This is a genomic window from Cryobacterium melibiosiphilum, from assembly GCF_003602235.1.
In the GTDB taxonomy this organism is placed as follows: domain Bacteria; phylum Actinomycetota; class Actinomycetes; order Actinomycetales; family Microbacteriaceae; genus Cryobacterium; species Cryobacterium melibiosiphilum.
The window spans coordinates 131256-146688 of sequence record NZ_QZVS01000090.1; the positions used below are offsets into that span (position 1 = coordinate 131256).

Genomic DNA, 15433 nt, shown 5'->3' on the forward strand with positions numbered 1-15433 from the left:
CCCTAATCGATCGTCACGTAGTCGGGTCCGGAGTAGTGTCCGGTGGTCATCTTTTGGCGCTGCAGCAGCACGTCGTTCAGCAGGCCGGAGGCCCCGAAGCGGAACAGCTGCGGGGTGAGCCATTCCTCCCCGACGGTCTCGGCCACGGTGACGAGGTATTTGATCGCGTCTTTCGAGGTGCGGATGCCGCCGGCCGGCTTCACGCCGATTCTCACGCCGGTGAGGCGGTGCCAGTCCCGCACGACCTCGAGCATCGAGAGGGTCACGGGCAGGGTTGCCGCCGGGGCGACCTTGCCGGTGGAGGTCTTGATGAAGTCGCCACCGGCGAGGATCGCGAGCCAGGAGGCGCGGCGCACGTTGTCGTACGTGTTGAGTTCGCCGGTTTCGAGGATCACCTTGAGGTGGGCGTCGGGGCCGCCCTCGCGGGCGCAGGCGGCCTTCACGGCGACGATCTCGTCGAAGACCTGGCCGTAGCGGCCGGAGAGGAACGCGCCGCGGTCGATGACCATGTCGATCTCGTCGGCGCCGGCGTTCACGGCATCGGCGACATCGGCGAGTTTCACGGCGAGCGAGGCCCGGCCGCTCGGGAACGCGGTGGCGACGGCGGCGACGCGGATGCCGGCATCCGGAGTCTCCGGGGTGCGCGCGGAGTGGGCCGAACCCAGGGCCTCGACGGCGGCACCGACCATATCGCCGTAGACGCAGACGGCGGCGACGCGGGGGCAGTCGGGGCTGCTCGGGTCGGGGGCGACGGCCTTGCCGACCAGGGAGCGCACCTTGCCGGGGGTGTCTGCGCCCTCGAGGGTGGTGAGGTCGATCAGGCTGACGATCTTGTCGATCGCCCAGCGCTTGGAGCTCGTCTTGATCGAGCGGGTGCCGAGGCCGGACGCGCGCTGTTCGAGGCCGACGGCGTCGATCCCCGGGATTCCGTGCAGGTAGCGGCGCAGGTTCGCGTCGGTCGCTTCGCCGCCGAGGATCGTCGTGGTGCGCTCCCGGGTGGCCAGAGCGGCGAATGCCGGTGAAGTCATGGGTTGTCCTTTGGAGTCGAGTCGGTGGCGGTCACGCAGATTACGGGGGAAGGCAAATTGGCGGCAGCCGGTCAGTTGTGGCGGGTCAGGTCTGGTCGAGCAGCTCGAGGGCAGTGTTTTCGTCGGTGATGAGAACCGTGCAGAGGCCGCTCGCGACGACGGTCCGGGCGATCTCGTGTTTCGCCGGCCCGGAGATCACCGCGATCGCCACCGCGGCGGCCCGCAGCTGTGCCAGGCGGATGCCGAGGGTGCGGTCGTCGAGGTCGTCATCGACGACACCGCCACTCGCGTCGATGAAACGGCCGACCACGTCGCCGACCGCGCCGGCCGCGACGAGCGCGGCCATTTCCTCAAGACTCAGGTAGCCGCTGGCCACGTGCACCGAACTCTCGTCGGCCGGCCCGGCGCTGAACAGGTAGGCGGAGGCACCGGCCGCTGCGGCCAAAACCTGCGCAACCGTGCGGTCGGATTCGATCGCCAGCCGGGTCTCCCGGCGCTCGAGGATCGCCGGGCTCGGCAGCAGGGTGGCCGTTCCAGCCCCCTTCTGGGCGATCGTGACCGCGGCCTGGGCGGCCACTCCGGCGCTGCGGGTGAGGCTGACGCTGCCGTTGATCTGCACGACGGAGACGCCGTGCGCCCAGCCCTGGCGCAGCTGCTGGGCGACGGCGTGCACGGTGTGGCCCCAGCTGACGCCAAGGCTGCGGGGAGACGGACGCAACAGGGTGAGGTACTCGGCGGCGGCGTGCGCCGTGCGGGACTGCATTTCGACGGCGGCGGCGGCCTCGCCGTCGAAGGCGTCGAGGCCGGCGGTCGAGACGACGATGGCGTCCTGCAGGCCAAACTTTTCGCGCAGTCGTCGTTCAAGGACGGGGCGGCGCGCACGCGGGTGCACGATTTCGATGCGGATGAAGCCGCTCGCCTTGGCCTGGGCGATCAACCGGCCGACCTTCCACCGGGTGAGGCTCAGGATGAGCCCGATCTCGTCCTGGGTCTTGTTCTCTTCGTAGTAGAGCTCGGCGGCACGAATCGAGAGCAGTTCGTCGGAGTCGACGTCGATCATGCGGTCCTTCCCCTCGGTACGCGTCTGGTGCGCTTCAGGCCAGCCTAGGTTGCGCCCCACGCTCCGGCAACAGCTGTTGCCGGTTTCGCTCAGATGAGCAGATCCACTGGCCCGCGCGCCGGAGCCACGAACTATGCTCAAGCCATGCATTCCAGCTACGCGCTCGCAGTCGATTTCGGTGGAACCAAGGTTGAGGCGGCCCTCGTCGACGAGCACGGCCTGGTGCTGAACAATTCCCGGCACCGCGCGCCGACCGGCCCGGCCGCCAGCAGCGACGAGCTCACGCTGAGCGTCACCCGTGCGGTGTCCCGCGCGCGGGCAGCGCTGCCCGAAGGCGCCGCATTGGCGGGAGTCGGCATCGGCTGCGCCGGGCCGATCGTGGTGGCCGAGGGCACCATCTCCCCGCTGAACCTTCCCGTCTGGCGCGGTTATCCGCTGCTCGACCTCGTGCAGGGCCTGGTACCGGATGCCCCCGCCCGGCTGCGCCTCGACGGCCTCTGCATCGCGCTCGCCGAGCACTGGGTGGGCGCTGGCCAGGGCATCGACAACCTGATGGGCATGATCGTCTCCACCGGGGTTGGCGGCGGCCTGATCGTGGGCGGCACCGCCGTCACCGGGCCGAGCGGCAACGCCGGCCACATCGGCCACATCGAAGTCGGCGGCTTCGACGACGCCTGCGCCTGTGGCGGCACCGGCTGCCTCGAGGCCGTGGCCTCGGGCCCGAAGACGGTCGCCTGGGCACGCGCCCAGGGCTTTGCCGGATTCACCGGCGAAGACCTCGCGGCCGCCTACGCGGCCGGCAATGACATTGCCCGGCGCGCCGTGCGCCGCAGCGGCCGGGCGCTCGGCCAGGCCATCGCATCCGCCACCAACCTGCTCGACCTCGACCTGGTAGCCGTGGGCGGCGGCTTCAGCCACGTCACCCCCGACCTGTTCACGTTCGCTCGCGAGGCCATCGCCGAGCGCACCGCCTTCGCCTTCGCGACCCGGGTGCAGGTCGTGCCGTCAACGCTGTCCGGCGCGGGCCCGCTGATCGGTGCCGCCGCGCTCGTGCACCGCGCGGAGCTTGTGGCCTGACCTGGCCGGGTTTCCCCGGCCTCAGGGACGGGCCAGGTCGTCTTCGAGCATGTGCGGACGGTTGATGACGGCGCCGGCGATCGTCACCAGCACCGCCGTCGCGAGCAGAAACAGCAGCGGCCACGTCCAGCCGCCGGTCATTTCGTGCAGCAGGGCCGTCGCGAGCGGGCCGAGGGCTCCGATCAGGTAACCGACGCTCTGCACGAAACCGCTCAGGGCCACCGCACCCTCGTGGGTTCGGGTGCGCAGGTTGATCAGCACGAGTGCGAGGGGAAAAAACAGCGGTCCGAGGCCCGCGAAACTCACCCAGAGCCAGGTCAGCGTTCCCGGCAACAGCAGCAGGCCGAGGTCGCCGGCGATGAAGAAGAACACGCCGAGGTAGACCAGCACCGCCACATTCTTCAGGCGGGCCGTCAGGACGGGAATGATGACCGCGCAGGGAAAACCCATCGCGGCGTAGAGGGACAGCATGATGCCCGCCTGGGTGGGGCTCACCCCGGCGCTGTCGATCAGCAGTTGCGGCAGCCACGCGAACATCGCGTAGGCATTGAGCGAACTCGCACCGAAGATCACGGCGATCGCCCACGCGATCGGGGAACCCCAGATGCGCCGCAGGAGCGTCGCGTCGGCTTCCTCCACGTGCCGGTCGACGGGTGCCCGCCGGTCGCGCACGATCATCATCACCCACGGCACGAGGGCGAAGAGGGTGAGCACGCCCCAGAGCCCCAGGGAGACGCGCCAGCCCGCGGCATCCGCTATTGGAACGGCCACGAGCGGCGGCACGAGCGCGCTGAGCGAGACGACCGTGACGTAGAGGGAGGTCACCAGCCCGATCCGGTCGGGAAAGTATTTCTTGACCAGGGGCGGCAGCAGCACGTTGGCCACCCCGAGTCCCGCGAAGGTCACGACGCTCGTCATGATGAACCAGCCGAACGAGCCCGCGCCGCCCCGACCGACGTGGCCGATCGCGAGGGCGATCAACGCGAGCACCAGCACGCGTTCCAGGCTCAGCCGGCGGGTGAACATCGGAGTGACGATGCCGAAAAGCGCGAAACACAGCGGCGGCAGCATGCCGAGCAGCCCGAGCGCCACGGCGCCGAGGGGAATGTCGACCTCGACGAGCGAGACGATGGGAGACAGCGCCGCGACGGCGGTGCGCAGGCTGCCGGCCGCGAGGACGATGCCGAGCAGCGCGAGCAGTCGGCCCGCCCAGAGACCGCGGGGAGGGAAAGCGGCGTCAGTCACCGAGCGCGTCTAGTGCTGGCCGAGGGCGGCCTGACGCGACGCCCGGATGCGTTCCGGCAGCGTGAGCAGGTCGGCAAGCCGATCGGTGGGCACCAGCCCGGGAAGCAGCATGTGCCACATCTCGACGAGGCGCTGCTGGATGTCTTCCCGGCGGGTGAGCACATCGGACACGACCTGCACCCCGGTGAACCCCGAGATGAGGAAGTGTGCCGCGCTGCAGACCTCGACCGTTTCGGTGATGTCGCCCTCGACTTGGCCCCGGCGCAGAAATACTTCGGCGGCCTTCATCCAGTCCAAGTAGGGGGCGTCGACGGGCGAGGCGAAATTCGCGGCTTCGATCGTGAGACGCACTCCCGCGCTGACGACCGGGTTGTTGTGGAGCTGATCGGCGATTTCGAGGGTCATCACGATCATGGCGTTCAGTCCGCGCATATTCGACGCGACCAGGTCCCGCCCGATCGCTGAGGACAGCTCGTGCTGGGACTCGATGATGGCCCGGGCCAAGGCTTCTTTCGAGTCGAAGTGAAAGTACAGCGCCCCCTTGGTGACGCCGGCCTCGGCACAGACGTCGGCGAGGGAGGTGCTCCCGTAACCGCGCTGCTGAAATACGGCGGCCGCGCCGCTGATGATCGCCGCCCGCGTGACGACCGCTCGAGCCTGTTGTGCCACTGCTACTCCTCAGGAAGAATTTACTCGATTTAGACTAGCGGGTTGCCACTCGACAAAAAACGGACTGATAGGTATGGTTATCTCAAGCGCCACGGTGTCGTGCCGCTGAACGAACTTCGGGGGAACAGTGTTTGGGGACCATCATGAATGACATCATCAGTACGGGCGCCTGGGTGGGCATCGGTGTCGGTCTCGGAGCCCTCGTCTTCATCGTGGCCCTGGTCATCGGTGCCCTCGTGCAGATCGGCCGCGCCGTGCACCTGCGCGAGACCGTGCGCACCAACTGGGTGCTCGCCGTCATCCTCGCCCCGGTCTTCGGTGCGATCGCCTGGTTCGCGGTCGGCAACCGGGTGCGGCTGAACTAGCCGATGGTGCGCTGCGTGGCCGGCTCGGCGAGAATCTGCCGCACGCGGGCGACGTCGTCGCGAATTTGCGCGATCAGCGGCTCAACGCCCTCGTAGGCGACCATGCCGCGAATGTGTTCCACGAACGCCACGTCAATGCGGTGGCCGTAGAGGTCGATGTCCTCGTCGAGCACGAAGGCCTCGACCTGCGTCTGAACGATGCCTTCGAAGGTGGGATTCTTGCCCACCGAAATGGCCGCCGGGTAACGAACACCGGCATCCGTCAGCCAGCCGGCGTAAACGCCGTCGGCAGGAGTGAGTCCCTCGGCCTCGGGCTCGAGGTTGGCCGTGGGAAAACCGAGCTCGCGGCCGCGCGCCGCGCCGTGCACGACGATTCCTCGCATGGTCGGCAGGTGGCCGAGCAGCCGGGATGCCGCAGCCACATCGCCGGCGGCAAGCAGCTCGCGAATCCACGTCGACGACACCCGTCGTGGCTGGCCCAGTCCGACGTCTTCAATCAGGTCGACGGCGAACCCGAAGCGGATGCCGAGCTTCCGCAGCAGCGCCACGTCGCCGGCGCCACGGTGCCCGAACCGAAAGTCCCGCCCCACGAGCACGTGCCGGGCGTGGAGGTCACTGACCAGGACGTTGCGCACGAAGTCTTCGGGTTCGAGGTCCGCCAGCTCCCGGGTGAATTCGAGCACGAGCGTCGCGTCGACGCCGGTCTCGGCGAGCAGGTCGAGCTTCTGGTCGGTGCTGACGAGGGCGTGCGGGCAGCGCTCCGGCGCCAGCAGGGCGAGCGGATGCCGATCGAAAGTCACGACAACGGTGCGGAGATCGTCGCGGGCGGCGAGCCGCTCGAGTTCGGCGATGACCGCGCGGTGTCCGGCATGCACGCCGTCGAATTTGCCGATGGTGACGGCGGAGGCCGGCCAGTCCGTCGGAATCGACGTCAGACCGCGGAAGACGTTCATGCGGCGGTCCGGCGTCATGGCGTCTTCCGGCCCGCGACGGCCTGAACGGCCGGGCGGTGCGTGTACAGCCACCACATGCCGAGCACCGGCAGCACCAGCGGAATAAAGAGGTAGCCACTGCCGAACACCGACCAGACGGTGGCGTGCTGGAACAGGGCCGGGTCGACCAGGCTCAGGGTGCCGACGACGAGCACGCCGAGCATCTCGAACCCGATCGTGGCCCACGCAACCCGGTACCAGAGCGCGCCCCGGTTGATGAGCGCGACGGTGGCGACGATGTAGACGACCGCGGCGAGGGCCGACAGCGAATAGGCGAGCGGCGCTTCGTCGAATTTCGACAGGATCTGCACGAACGAGCGACCCGTGGCCGCGAGGGCCAGCACGCCGTAAACGGCGATCAGCAGTCGCCCGATACCGGTCGCACGTGAGGCGGCCGGTCGGCCAGCGGCCGACGGGGATCGTGGCGGTTGCTGGGGATTCACGCCGGTCTGCTGTTCTGTCATCGCACGGCAATTATGCCAGCATTCGCTGACGACAGCCTCACCGGCGCCGACTCGGGCGTCATACCCCCTGCACGGTCCAGATCTGCACCATGCGGTACACCATCACGGCGACCGACAGGCACGCGACGCCGAGGATGACCGTGCTCCAGCGGCTGCGCTCAATGAGCGCCCAGAAGCCCGCGGCGACCGGCAGCAGGATCGCGCTGATCAGGTAGGTGTAAAACTCGAGCAGGCTGCCGGTCGCCTCGTTGCCCACCAGCGGGGCGACCAACGCCACCACCAGCTGCACGATGAGCAGCAGTTCCACGAGCAGGGTGGCGCCCATGGTGAGGTCGGTCGGTTTGCGCCCGAACAGGCCGAGCACCACGCAGAGCACTCCGGCGGGCACCATGACCGCGAGCTGGAGCCAGCTGAACCACTCGATCATCGGTTCTGGTCCGCCTCGGTGACGGATGCCGGGAGCTCGGCGGGCGCTGCGGGCTCGACCGGCACGTCGGGCACGTCGGACGCCGAGGCCTCGGCCGGCACGTCGGGCGGAAAGTTCAGCACCGACTTGGCGTGGTGCCCGCGCAGCTCGACGAGGCCCACGAGCCGGCCGTCCGGGGCGACGGCCGCGACCGGCACGACCGCCCCGGCGCCATCATGCCCCGACCCCGGACGGGCCTTGATCGCGGCGGCGAACGCGGGTTCCACGTCGATGCGCTTGCCGTGGCCCAGGTCGATGGCCTGCTGCGGTGTGAGGTCGAGACGAGCGAGCAGCCGGGTGGCGGCATCCGTCGGGGGGATGAGGTTCGCGGCGACGTCGAGCTCGTCGAGCAGTCGGGCGTCGTCGATGCGGAACGGGCCGATGCGGGTGCGGCGCAGCGCGGTGAGGTGGCCCCCCACTCCGAGCGCGGCGCCGAGGTCGCGGGCGAGGGCACGAATGTAGGTGCCGGAGCCGCAGTCGACGCGCACCTGGAGGTCGAGGAACCCGTCGACAGCAGTGCTCGTGAGCAGCTCGAAGGCGCTCACGGTCACCGGTCGGGGTGGCAGCTGCACGTCTTCACCGGCGCGCACGCGGGCGTACGCCCGCTGGCCGTCGATTTTGATGGCGCTCACGGCGCTCGGGCGCTGTTCGATGGCGCCGGTCAGGGCCGTCATGCCGGCGTGCACGACCTCGGCGGTCAGCGCGGCGACGGTTTCCGGCGTCGCGCGGCCGATCTCTTCGCCCTCCGCGTCATCCGTCGTCGTGGACGCGCCGAGGCGGATCGTGGCGAAATATTCCTTGTCGAGGCCCACGACGTAGGTCAGCAGCCGGGTCGAGCTGTTGATGCCGAGCACGAGCAGGCCGGTCGCCATCGGGTCGAGGGTGCCGGCATGGCCGACCTTGCGGGTGCCCGCCAGGCGCCGGGTGCGGGCGACGGCATCGTGGCTCGTCCAGCCCTGGATCTTGTCGACGAGCAGCAGGCCACTCGCGGTGATGCCCTGCGGGCGAGCTGGCCGGGGCTGGACCGGGCGGGTGGTGTCGGCGCTCATGCGCGGGCCTCCGAAGAAGTTGGGACGCCGGGAACGGGATGAGGTTTGGTGCCGAAGGCGCTGCGCACGACGCCAGTTTATCAGGCGCCGCGTGGCCAGCCGCCGGGGTGCCGGTCGTCGTGCCGCGCGGCGCGCACCGGCACCCTAGGCTGATCCCATGCTCACCCCGTTGCCGTCCGGCGCCCGCTCCTGCGCCCATTCCTGCGCTCCCTGCTGCAGCCTCTTACCGTGCAGATAGCCGTCATCGGCGCCGGGGCGCTCGGCAGCACCTTCGCGACGCTGCTCGCCCGAGCCGGACACCGGGTCACGGTGACCGCCCGCGGGCGTGCGCTCGACGTGATCCGGGAGGAGGGCATCCGCCTGTCTGGCGGGTTCGGGGACACGCACTGCCGACCGATCGCGCTCGAACGGCTCACCGAGACACCCGACCTGACCCTCGTCTGCACCAAGGCGCACGATGCGGAGGCCGCGATCACCGATAACGCGTCGGCCATCAACGGCTCCCCCGTGATCGTCGTGCAGAACGGCCTCGACGGGGTCACGACCGCGGCCCGGCTGCTGCCGGACTCCGAGTGTTTCGGCGCCCTCACCCTGATCGCCGCGCACTACGAGTCCCCCGGGGTCGTGCGGGTGACCACGGCGGCGCCGACCTATCTCGGTCGCGACTCCGGGGCAGCGGATGCCGCCACTCGGCACTGGCAGGCCGTGCTGGGCACCGCGGTTCCTACCTCTGCCGAGGGCAACTTCGTCGGCGCCCAGTGGACCAAGCTCGTGGTCAACATGCTCAACGCGTTGCCGGCGATCACCGGCCTCAGCGTGCAGGAGGTCATCGACCATCCCGGACTGCGCCGCGTGATGACGGCGAGCATGCGGGAAGCCGTGCGGGTCGCCCGTGCACGCGGCGTCACCTTCGGCCAGCTGCAGGGCCTCGACGACCGCCGACTGCGGGCCTTCGCCGTGCTGCCGCTCTGGGCCGGCCAACTGTTGCCGCTTCGTCTGCGGGCACGGATGGGCGCGGTGCCCAACCAGGGTTCGACGCTGCAGAGCCTCCAACGGGGACAGGTCACCGAGATCGACTACCTCAACGGCGCAATCGTGCGCGCGGCCACGTTGGCGGGAATCAGCGCACCGGTCAGCGCCGTGCTGACCGCCCTGGTGCACGAGGTCGAGGTGAGCGGGATCTCGCTGACGCCCGACGCGGTGCTCGCCCGATTCGCGGGCGGGTGTCGATAGGTGACAGCTGTGAGCTCGCGACCCCGCTAGAGCGATGTTGCTCGCTCACAGCTGTCACGTATCGACAGTGAAGCCGCGCACACCCCGCGCGCTCAGCAACGGTCGAGGAACCGCCGCACCGGGCCGGCCGGATCGGTGTTGTCGATGACCGCGGTGACGCTGTCCCGCGGCGACACCTCCGCCAGGTAGGCCGCGTGCGCCGGGGTCTCGGCAGCCGTCTCGAGCAGCACGCTGTACGACCACAGGTTGTGCACATCGGGCCGGTTCACGAACTCGCCGTCCAGGATGAGCACCGCGTCGTGCGGCGCGGTGTGCCAGTTCGGCTGGATCCACTCGCCGCTGGTGGGGTCGCGCTGCTTGAGCACGAAGCCCGTGCTGCCGCCCATCCGGAACGGTTCCACGAGCACGCGGCGCAACGCCGAATCGTCGAAACCGGAACGGTACAGGCGCAGCTGCGGGTCGGGTTCCGAGGAATCCTGTTCGTTGCCGGCCTTCTGAAAGTACCGCATCGACGCGCGAAAGACGTGGCGGTCGTTTTCGGTGAGCACCTCGGCCAGGTTGCCGGCGAAAGCGACCCGACCGGAGGCATCCGTGCCGTCAACGGCGATGATCGTGCGGCCGCGACCGTAATTGTGCATGATCTCCGCGGCCAGGGAACGCAGAAAGTCTGTGCGGGGTGTGGAAACGAGCTTCATGGGAAAAGCCTAAGCCTCCGGGCCACCGTGGTTGGCGATTAGATTGGAATGGATGACTGCCACGGCCCCCACCGACCTGCACCCTCCCCGACACCAGCCGGTGGGCGTCGTGCTCAACGCCTGGTTCCGTGCCGAGGCCCGCTCCCTGCCGTGGCGCCGGTCGGGCTTCGGTGCCTGGGGCATCCTGGTGAGCGAGTTCATGCTGCAGCAGACGCCGGTGAACCGGGTGATTCCCCGGCTCGAGGAGTGGCTGGCCCGCTGGCCGACCCCGGCAGACCTCGCCGCTGTGCCGGCGAGCGAAGCCGTGCGGGCCTGGGCGAGCCTCGGCTACCCCCGCCGCGCGCTGTGGTTGCACGCGGCCGCGGTGCAGATCACCGAGCAGCACGGCGGCGTCGTTCCGCACGACGTGGACACCCTGTTGGAGCTGACCGGCATCGGCGACTACACCGCCCGGGCGGTCGCCGTGTTCGCGTACGGGCATCGGCATCCGGTTGTGGACACCAACACCCGCCGGGTCATCGCCCGCGCGATCACCGGCCAGGCCGAGCCGGCGCCGCCCTCCCGCACCCGTGACCTCGAGGCCATGAATGCGCTGCTCCCGCCCGACGACACCGAGGCCGCGGTCTTCAACGCCGCCACGATGGAGCTCGGCGCGGTCGTCTGCACCGCGCGCACTCCACACTGCGACGACTGTCCGATTCGTAACACTTGCGCCTGGCGCGCCGCCGGCTACCCGGTTTACGACGGCCCGCGCAAGACCGTGCAGAAGAGCTTCGCGGGCAGCGACCGGCAGGTGCGCGGCCTGATCATGGCCGAGCTGCGCTCCACGCACCGACCGGTGACGGATGCCGAGATCACCACCCTCTGGCCCGACGCCACCCAGCGTGACCGCGCCCTGGCCGGGTTGCTCGTCGACGGCCTCGCGGTGGCTGCGCCCTCGGGCGGCTACCTGCTGCCAGACTAGAACGGAAGTTCAGCCTGAGGTTCGGGCTCGACACGCCTGCGTGACGCTCAACGGGGAGACAGATGACCAGCACCAACACGACCGCGCGCCTGCACAACTGGGCCGGCAACCTCACGTACGGAACGACCGACCTGCGGCAGCCGAGCACGGTGGCGGAACTCTGCGACATCGTCGCGACCAGCGGACGCGTGAAGGCGCTCGGCTCGCGGCATTCGTTCAACGATTCGGCAGACACGACCGGCACGCTCGTCGCTCTCGACCGGCTCGAGGGCGACATCGAACTCGATCCGGCCGCCGGCACGGTTCGTGTCGGCGCCGGCGTGACTCACGCGCAGCTCGCCGCGTTCCTCGAGCACCGCGGGTTCGCCCTGCACAACCTCGCATCGCTGCCGCACATCTCCGTCGCCGGCGCGATCCAGACCGGCACCCACGGATCCGGGGTGCGCAATGGGTCACTCGCGGCCAAGGTGCTCGCCTTCGACATCGTGCGGGCGTCGGGGACCCTCGAGACGCTGCGGCGCGGGGACGACCGGTTCGCGGCATCCGTCGTGGGCATCGGCGCCCTCGGCATCGTGACGAGCGTCACCCTCGAGGTGGAACCGAGCTTTCAGGTCACCCAGACCGTGCACGAGGACCTGCCGTGGGCGGCCGCACTGCCGCACTTTGCCGAGATCATGGCCGACGGCTACAGCGTGAGCGTGTTCACGACGTTCGTGGGCGCGAACACGCAGCAGATTCTGACCAAGCGCCGCGTGGGCGACGACGTGCCCGCCGTGGATCTGGCGGCGCTCGGCGGCTCGGCGGCGGCCGTCGCCGTGCATCCCCTGAAGGGCGCCGCCGCCGAGAACGTCACCGAGCAGCTCGGGGTGCCCGGCCCCTGGAACGAACGCCTGCCACACTTTCGCAGTGATTTTCAGCCGAGCCTCGGCACCGAGATCCAGTCCGAGTACCTCGTCGCGATCGAGCACGCCGAACCCGTCATCGAGGCCCTCCGGGCCATTGCGCACCTGATCGAGCCATTGCTGTACGTGGCCGAGCTGCGCACCGTCGCCGCGGATGCCGGCTGGCTCTCCCCCAGCTACGGCCGCGACAGCTTCGCGGTGCATTTCACCTGGCACCAGCGCTATCCGGAGGTGCTGGCCGTACTGCCGCACGTGGAGGCAGCCCTGGCCCCCTTCAATGCCCGCCCGCACTGGGGCAAGGTCTCGACGATGGCCGCCGGCGAGCTGCAGCGGGTCTACCAGCGGCTGGATGACTTCGCCCTCGAGGCGCTGCGCGTTGACCCGCACCGCCGGTTCGGCAATGCGTTCCTGGAACGCACCCTCGGCATTTAACGCCCGCACGGAGACACGGATGCCGACCCCCGGACCGGGGATCGGCATCCGCCAGCACGTCGTGACGGTACGACGCGGTGAGGCTACTTCGCGTCGTCGCCGGTCACGGTCGTGATGACCGAATCGTCGTCGGCATCGTCTTCATCGCTCGGCAGGTCATCGTCTGCGGCTTCGTCGTCTGCTGCTTCGGCCTCTTCGGCTTCGGCTTCTTCTGCGGCATAGTCGCGCGGCTTCTTGTACGGGTCAGCCTCGCCCGCATAGGTCGCGGTGCCCTTGCTGTCCTCGGTCGCGGTGTCGCGCTCGTGCGCTTCACGCAGCAGATCGTCGATGAGGGCAGCGTTCTCGGGGATCGCGTCGGCGATGAACTCGATCGACGGGGTCAGGCGGGCGGTGATGTTCTTACCGACCTCGCTGCGCATCATGCCGGTCGCGGCTTTCAGTGCCGCGGCGCTGTCGGTGCGTTCTTCGATCGACCCGTAGACGGTGTAGAAAACGGAGGCGTGCTGCAGGTCACCCGTCACCTTCACGTCAGTGATCGTCACGAAACCGAGCCGCGGGTCGCGGAGGCCGCGTTCGATGCGCTTGGCGACGATGACCTTGATGCGGTCCGCCATCTTTCTCGCGCGTTCCGGATCTGCCATGACTTGCTCCTTCTGGGATTGAATATCTGTGGTTAAAGACCACGGGTCTCCGCCCGATGCCCGGGGGCGAATCGAGCGAAGACCCGTGGTGGTGAAGCGATGAAGCGGTGAAACCGGGGTTAGACCCGCGGCTTCTCCTTCATTTCGATCGTCTCGATCTCGTCACCGATCTGGATGTCGTTGAACTTGCCGAGCCCGATACCGGCCTCGAAGTCCGTACGAACCTCGGTGACGTCGTCCTTGAAACGACGCAGCGATTCGATGCCCAGGTTGTCTCCCACGACGACGCCCTCGCGGATGACCCGCGCCTTGGCGTTTCGCGTGATCGTACCGGAGCGCACGATGACACCGGCGATGTTGCCGAACTTGGAGGAACGGAACACCTCGCGGATCTCGGCGATACCACTCTGCACCTCTTCGAACTCGGGCTTGAGCATTCCCTTGAGGGAGTTCTCAATGTCTTCGAGAGCGTTGTAGATGACGGAGTAGAAGCGCACGTCGACGCCTTCACGAGCCGCACGTTCGCGGGCCTTCGTGTCGGGGCGAACGTTGAATCCGATGATGATGGCGTTGTCGACGGTGGCGAGGTTGACGTCGCTCTCCGTGACCGCACCGACACCGCGGTGGATGATGCGCAGCTGCACGCTGTCGTCGACCTCGATCTTGAGGAGCGACTCTTCCAGGGCCTCAACGGCACCGGACACGTCACCCTTGATGATGAGGTTGAGCGATTCGACCTTGCCCTCTTCGAGTGCACGGGTGAAGTCTTCGAGGCTGATGCGCTTGCGGGCCTTGGCCAGCAGTGCGTTGCGCTCGGCGGCTTCACGCTTCTCGGCGATCTGACGTGCGGTGCGGTCTTCTTCGATGACGAGGAAGGTGTCACCGGCGCGCGGAACGCTCGAAAGGCCCTGCACCTGCACGGCACGCGACGGGGTCGCAGCCTGAACGGCGTTACCGTTCTCGTCGGCCATCGCACGAACGCGGCCGTAGGCCGTTCCCGCCACGATGGAGTCTCCGACGTGCAGCGTTCCGGACTGGATGAGCACGGTGGCAACCGCGCCGCGGCCCTTGTCGAGGCGGGCCTCGATGGCCACACCGCGAGCGTCCTTGTTGGGGTTGGCACGCATGTCGAGGCCGGCATCGGCGACCAGGAGCACGGCGTCAAGGATTTCCTTGATACCGGTCTTCTGGCGAGCCGAGACGTCGACGAACATGACGTCTCCACCGTATTCTTCGGCCACGAGGCCGAACTCGGTGAGCTGCTGACGCACCTTCTGCGGGTTGGCTCCGGGCTTGTCCACCTTGTTGACGGCAACCACGATCGGCACGTTGGCGGCCTGGGCGTGGTTGAGTGCCTCAATGGTCTGGGGCATGATGCCGTCATCGGCGGCAACAACGAGGATCGCGATGTCCGTCACCTGAGCACCACGAGCACGCATGGCGGTGAACGCCTCGTGGCCCGGTGTGTCAATGAAGGTGATGGCACGGTCGATGCCCTCGTGCTCGGTGATGATCTGGTACGCACCGATGTGCTGGGTGATACCGCCGGCTTCGCCTTCGGCCACCTTCGCGTTGCGGATCGCGTCAAGGAGCGCGGTCTTACCGTGGTCGACGTGACCCATGACGGTGACCACGGGAGGACGAACCTCGAGGTCTTCGTCGGTTTCGTCTTCCAGCTCCTGGTCGATGTCGATATCGAACGCGAGCAGCAGCTCACGGTCTTCGTCATCGGGAGAGACCATCTGGATCTTGTAGCCGAGCTCGTCGCCGAGCACACCGAAGGTCGCCTCGTCGAGGGACTCCGTAGCCGTCGCCATTTCACCGAGGTGGAACAACACGGTCACGAGGTTTCCGGGGCTCGCGTCAATCTTGTCGGCGAAGTCGGTGATCGATGCGCCGCGACGCAGGCGAACAACGGTTCCACCGTCGCCGCGGGGCACGGATACTCCACCCAGCGACGGAGCTTCGCGCAGTTCGAATTCTGCTCTCTTCGTGCGCTTCGACTTGCGGGCCTTGTTCTTGCCACCACCGCGACCGAAGGCACCAGCGGTACCGCCGCCGGGGCCGCGGCCACGACCGGCGCCACCACCAGCGGGGCGGGGCGGGCCGAAGCCGGGCGCTCCGGCCGGAGCTCCGCCTGGACGGGCACCG

General features: G+C 68.6%; 16 protein-coding genes. 5 read left to right on the top strand and 11 right to left on the bottom strand.

The window, feature by feature from the left end:
• Window positions 1-2 precede the first annotated feature (2 nt).
• Together deoC and D6T64_RS15275 are read right to left on the bottom strand one after the other, a co-directional pair.
• The gene (gene deoC, locus D6T64_RS15270) at window positions 3-1028 is read right to left on the bottom strand and encodes a deoxyribose-phosphate aldolase (protein ID WP_119975537.1); all 1026 of its coding nucleotides are present in this window, start codon (window positions 1026-1028) and stop codon (window positions 3-5) included.
• A gap of 85 nt (window positions 1029-1113) precedes the next feature.
• Complete coding sequence (locus tag D6T64_RS15275; RefSeq protein ID WP_119975538.1) at window positions 1114-2088, bottom strand: sugar-binding transcriptional regulator; 975 nt, start codon at window positions 2086-2088, stop codon at window positions 1114-1116.
• Between the two features lie 144 nt (window positions 2089-2232).
• Here D6T64_RS15275 and D6T64_RS15280 point away from each other — a divergent pair, with 144 nt between their 5' ends.
• Entirely contained in the window at window positions 2233-3165 is a 933-nt protein-coding gene (locus tag D6T64_RS15280) for an ROK family protein (RefSeq protein ID WP_119975539.1), read from the top strand.
• Between the two features lie 21 nt (window positions 3166-3186).
• Here D6T64_RS15280 and D6T64_RS15285 read toward each other — a convergent pair whose 3' ends face one another.
• Together D6T64_RS15285 and D6T64_RS15290 are read right to left on the bottom strand one after the other, a co-directional pair.
• Window positions 3187-4410, bottom strand: a complete 1224-nt coding sequence (locus D6T64_RS15285; RefSeq protein WP_119975540.1) for an MFS transporter — start codon at window positions 4408-4410, stop codon at window positions 3187-3189.
• 9 nt (window positions 4411-4419) lie between these two features.
• Complete coding sequence (locus D6T64_RS15290) at window positions 4420-5079, bottom strand: ScbR family autoregulator-binding transcription factor (protein WP_119975541.1); 660 nt, start codon at window positions 5077-5079, stop codon at window positions 4420-4422.
• A gap of 143 nt (window positions 5080-5222) precedes the next feature.
• Between D6T64_RS15290 and D6T64_RS15295 the strand changes: the two genes are divergently transcribed.
• Window positions 5223-5444, top strand: a complete 222-nt coding sequence (locus D6T64_RS15295; protein WP_119975542.1) for a hypothetical protein — start codon at window positions 5223-5225, stop codon at window positions 5442-5444.
• Here D6T64_RS15295 and D6T64_RS15300 read toward each other — a convergent pair.
• Genes D6T64_RS15300 through truB form a run of 4 tightly spaced genes read right to left on the bottom strand, consistent with a single transcriptional unit; the run spans window position 5441 to window position 8415 of the window.
• On the bottom strand, window positions 5441-6397 hold the full coding sequence (locus D6T64_RS15300) for a bifunctional riboflavin kinase/FAD synthetase (protein WP_119975562.1): 957 nt from the start codon (window positions 6395-6397) through the stop codon (window positions 5441-5443). The two genes, D6T64_RS15295 and D6T64_RS15300, sit on opposite strands and share 4 nt — an antisense overlap.
• A 14-nt stretch (window positions 6398-6411) precedes the next feature.
• Window positions 6412-6900 (bottom strand): hypothetical protein, encoded by a 489-nt coding sequence (locus D6T64_RS15305; protein ID WP_233551220.1) that lies wholly within the window; start codon window positions 6898-6900, stop codon window positions 6412-6414.
• Between the two features lie 58 nt (window positions 6901-6958).
• Window positions 6959-7327: a hypothetical protein gene (locus tag D6T64_RS15310; RefSeq protein WP_119975543.1), complete on the bottom strand. Its 369-nt coding sequence runs from the start codon at window positions 7325-7327 to the stop codon at window positions 6959-6961.
• Window positions 7324-8415, bottom strand: coding sequence for a tRNA pseudouridine(55) synthase TruB (truB, locus tag D6T64_RS15315; RefSeq protein ID WP_199719182.1), 1092 nt, complete (start codon window positions 8413-8415; stop codon window positions 7324-7326). The genes D6T64_RS15310 and truB overlap by 4 nt, the downstream gene beginning before the upstream one ends.
• A 228-nt stretch (window positions 8416-8643) precedes the next feature.
• On the opposite strand from truB, the gene D6T64_RS15320 reads away from it, so the two are divergent.
• The gene (locus tag D6T64_RS15320) at window positions 8644-9648 is read left to right on the top strand and encodes a ketopantoate reductase family protein (protein ID WP_119975544.1); all 1005 of its coding nucleotides are present in this window, start codon (window positions 8644-8646) and stop codon (window positions 9646-9648) included.
• Between the two features lie 92 nt (window positions 9649-9740).
• On the opposite strand, the gene D6T64_RS15325 is transcribed toward D6T64_RS15320, so the two are convergent.
• Complete coding sequence (locus D6T64_RS15325; protein ID WP_119975545.1) at window positions 9741-10343, bottom strand: nucleoside/nucleotide kinase family protein; 603 nt, start codon at window positions 10341-10343, stop codon at window positions 9741-9743.
• 52 nt (window positions 10344-10395) lie between these two features.
• On the opposite strand from D6T64_RS15325, the gene D6T64_RS15330 reads away from it, so the two are divergent.
• Window positions 10396-11307 carry an HhH-GPD family protein gene (locus D6T64_RS15330; RefSeq protein ID WP_119975546.1) on the top strand — a complete coding sequence of 304 codons (912 nt, stop codon included), beginning with the start codon at window positions 10396-10398 and terminating at the stop codon, window positions 11305-11307.
• A gap of 62 nt (window positions 11308-11369) precedes the next feature.
• Window positions 11370-12641, top strand: coding sequence for an FAD-binding protein (locus D6T64_RS15335; protein ID WP_158594900.1), 1272 nt, complete (start codon window positions 11370-11372; stop codon window positions 12639-12641).
• Window positions 12642-12724: 83 nt separating this feature from the next.
• Here the strand turns inward: D6T64_RS15335 and rbfA are convergent, their stop codons facing one another.
• The gene (gene rbfA / locus D6T64_RS15340; protein ID WP_119975547.1) at window positions 12725-13282 is read right to left on the bottom strand and encodes a 30S ribosome-binding factor RbfA; all 558 of its coding nucleotides are present in this window, start codon (window positions 13280-13282) and stop codon (window positions 12725-12727) included.
• A 119-nt stretch (window positions 13283-13401) separates the two neighbouring features.
• Window positions 13402-15433: translation initiation factor IF-2 (gene infB, locus D6T64_RS15345; RefSeq protein ID WP_119975566.1), on the bottom strand; the 2032-nt coding region annotated here is incomplete at its 5' end.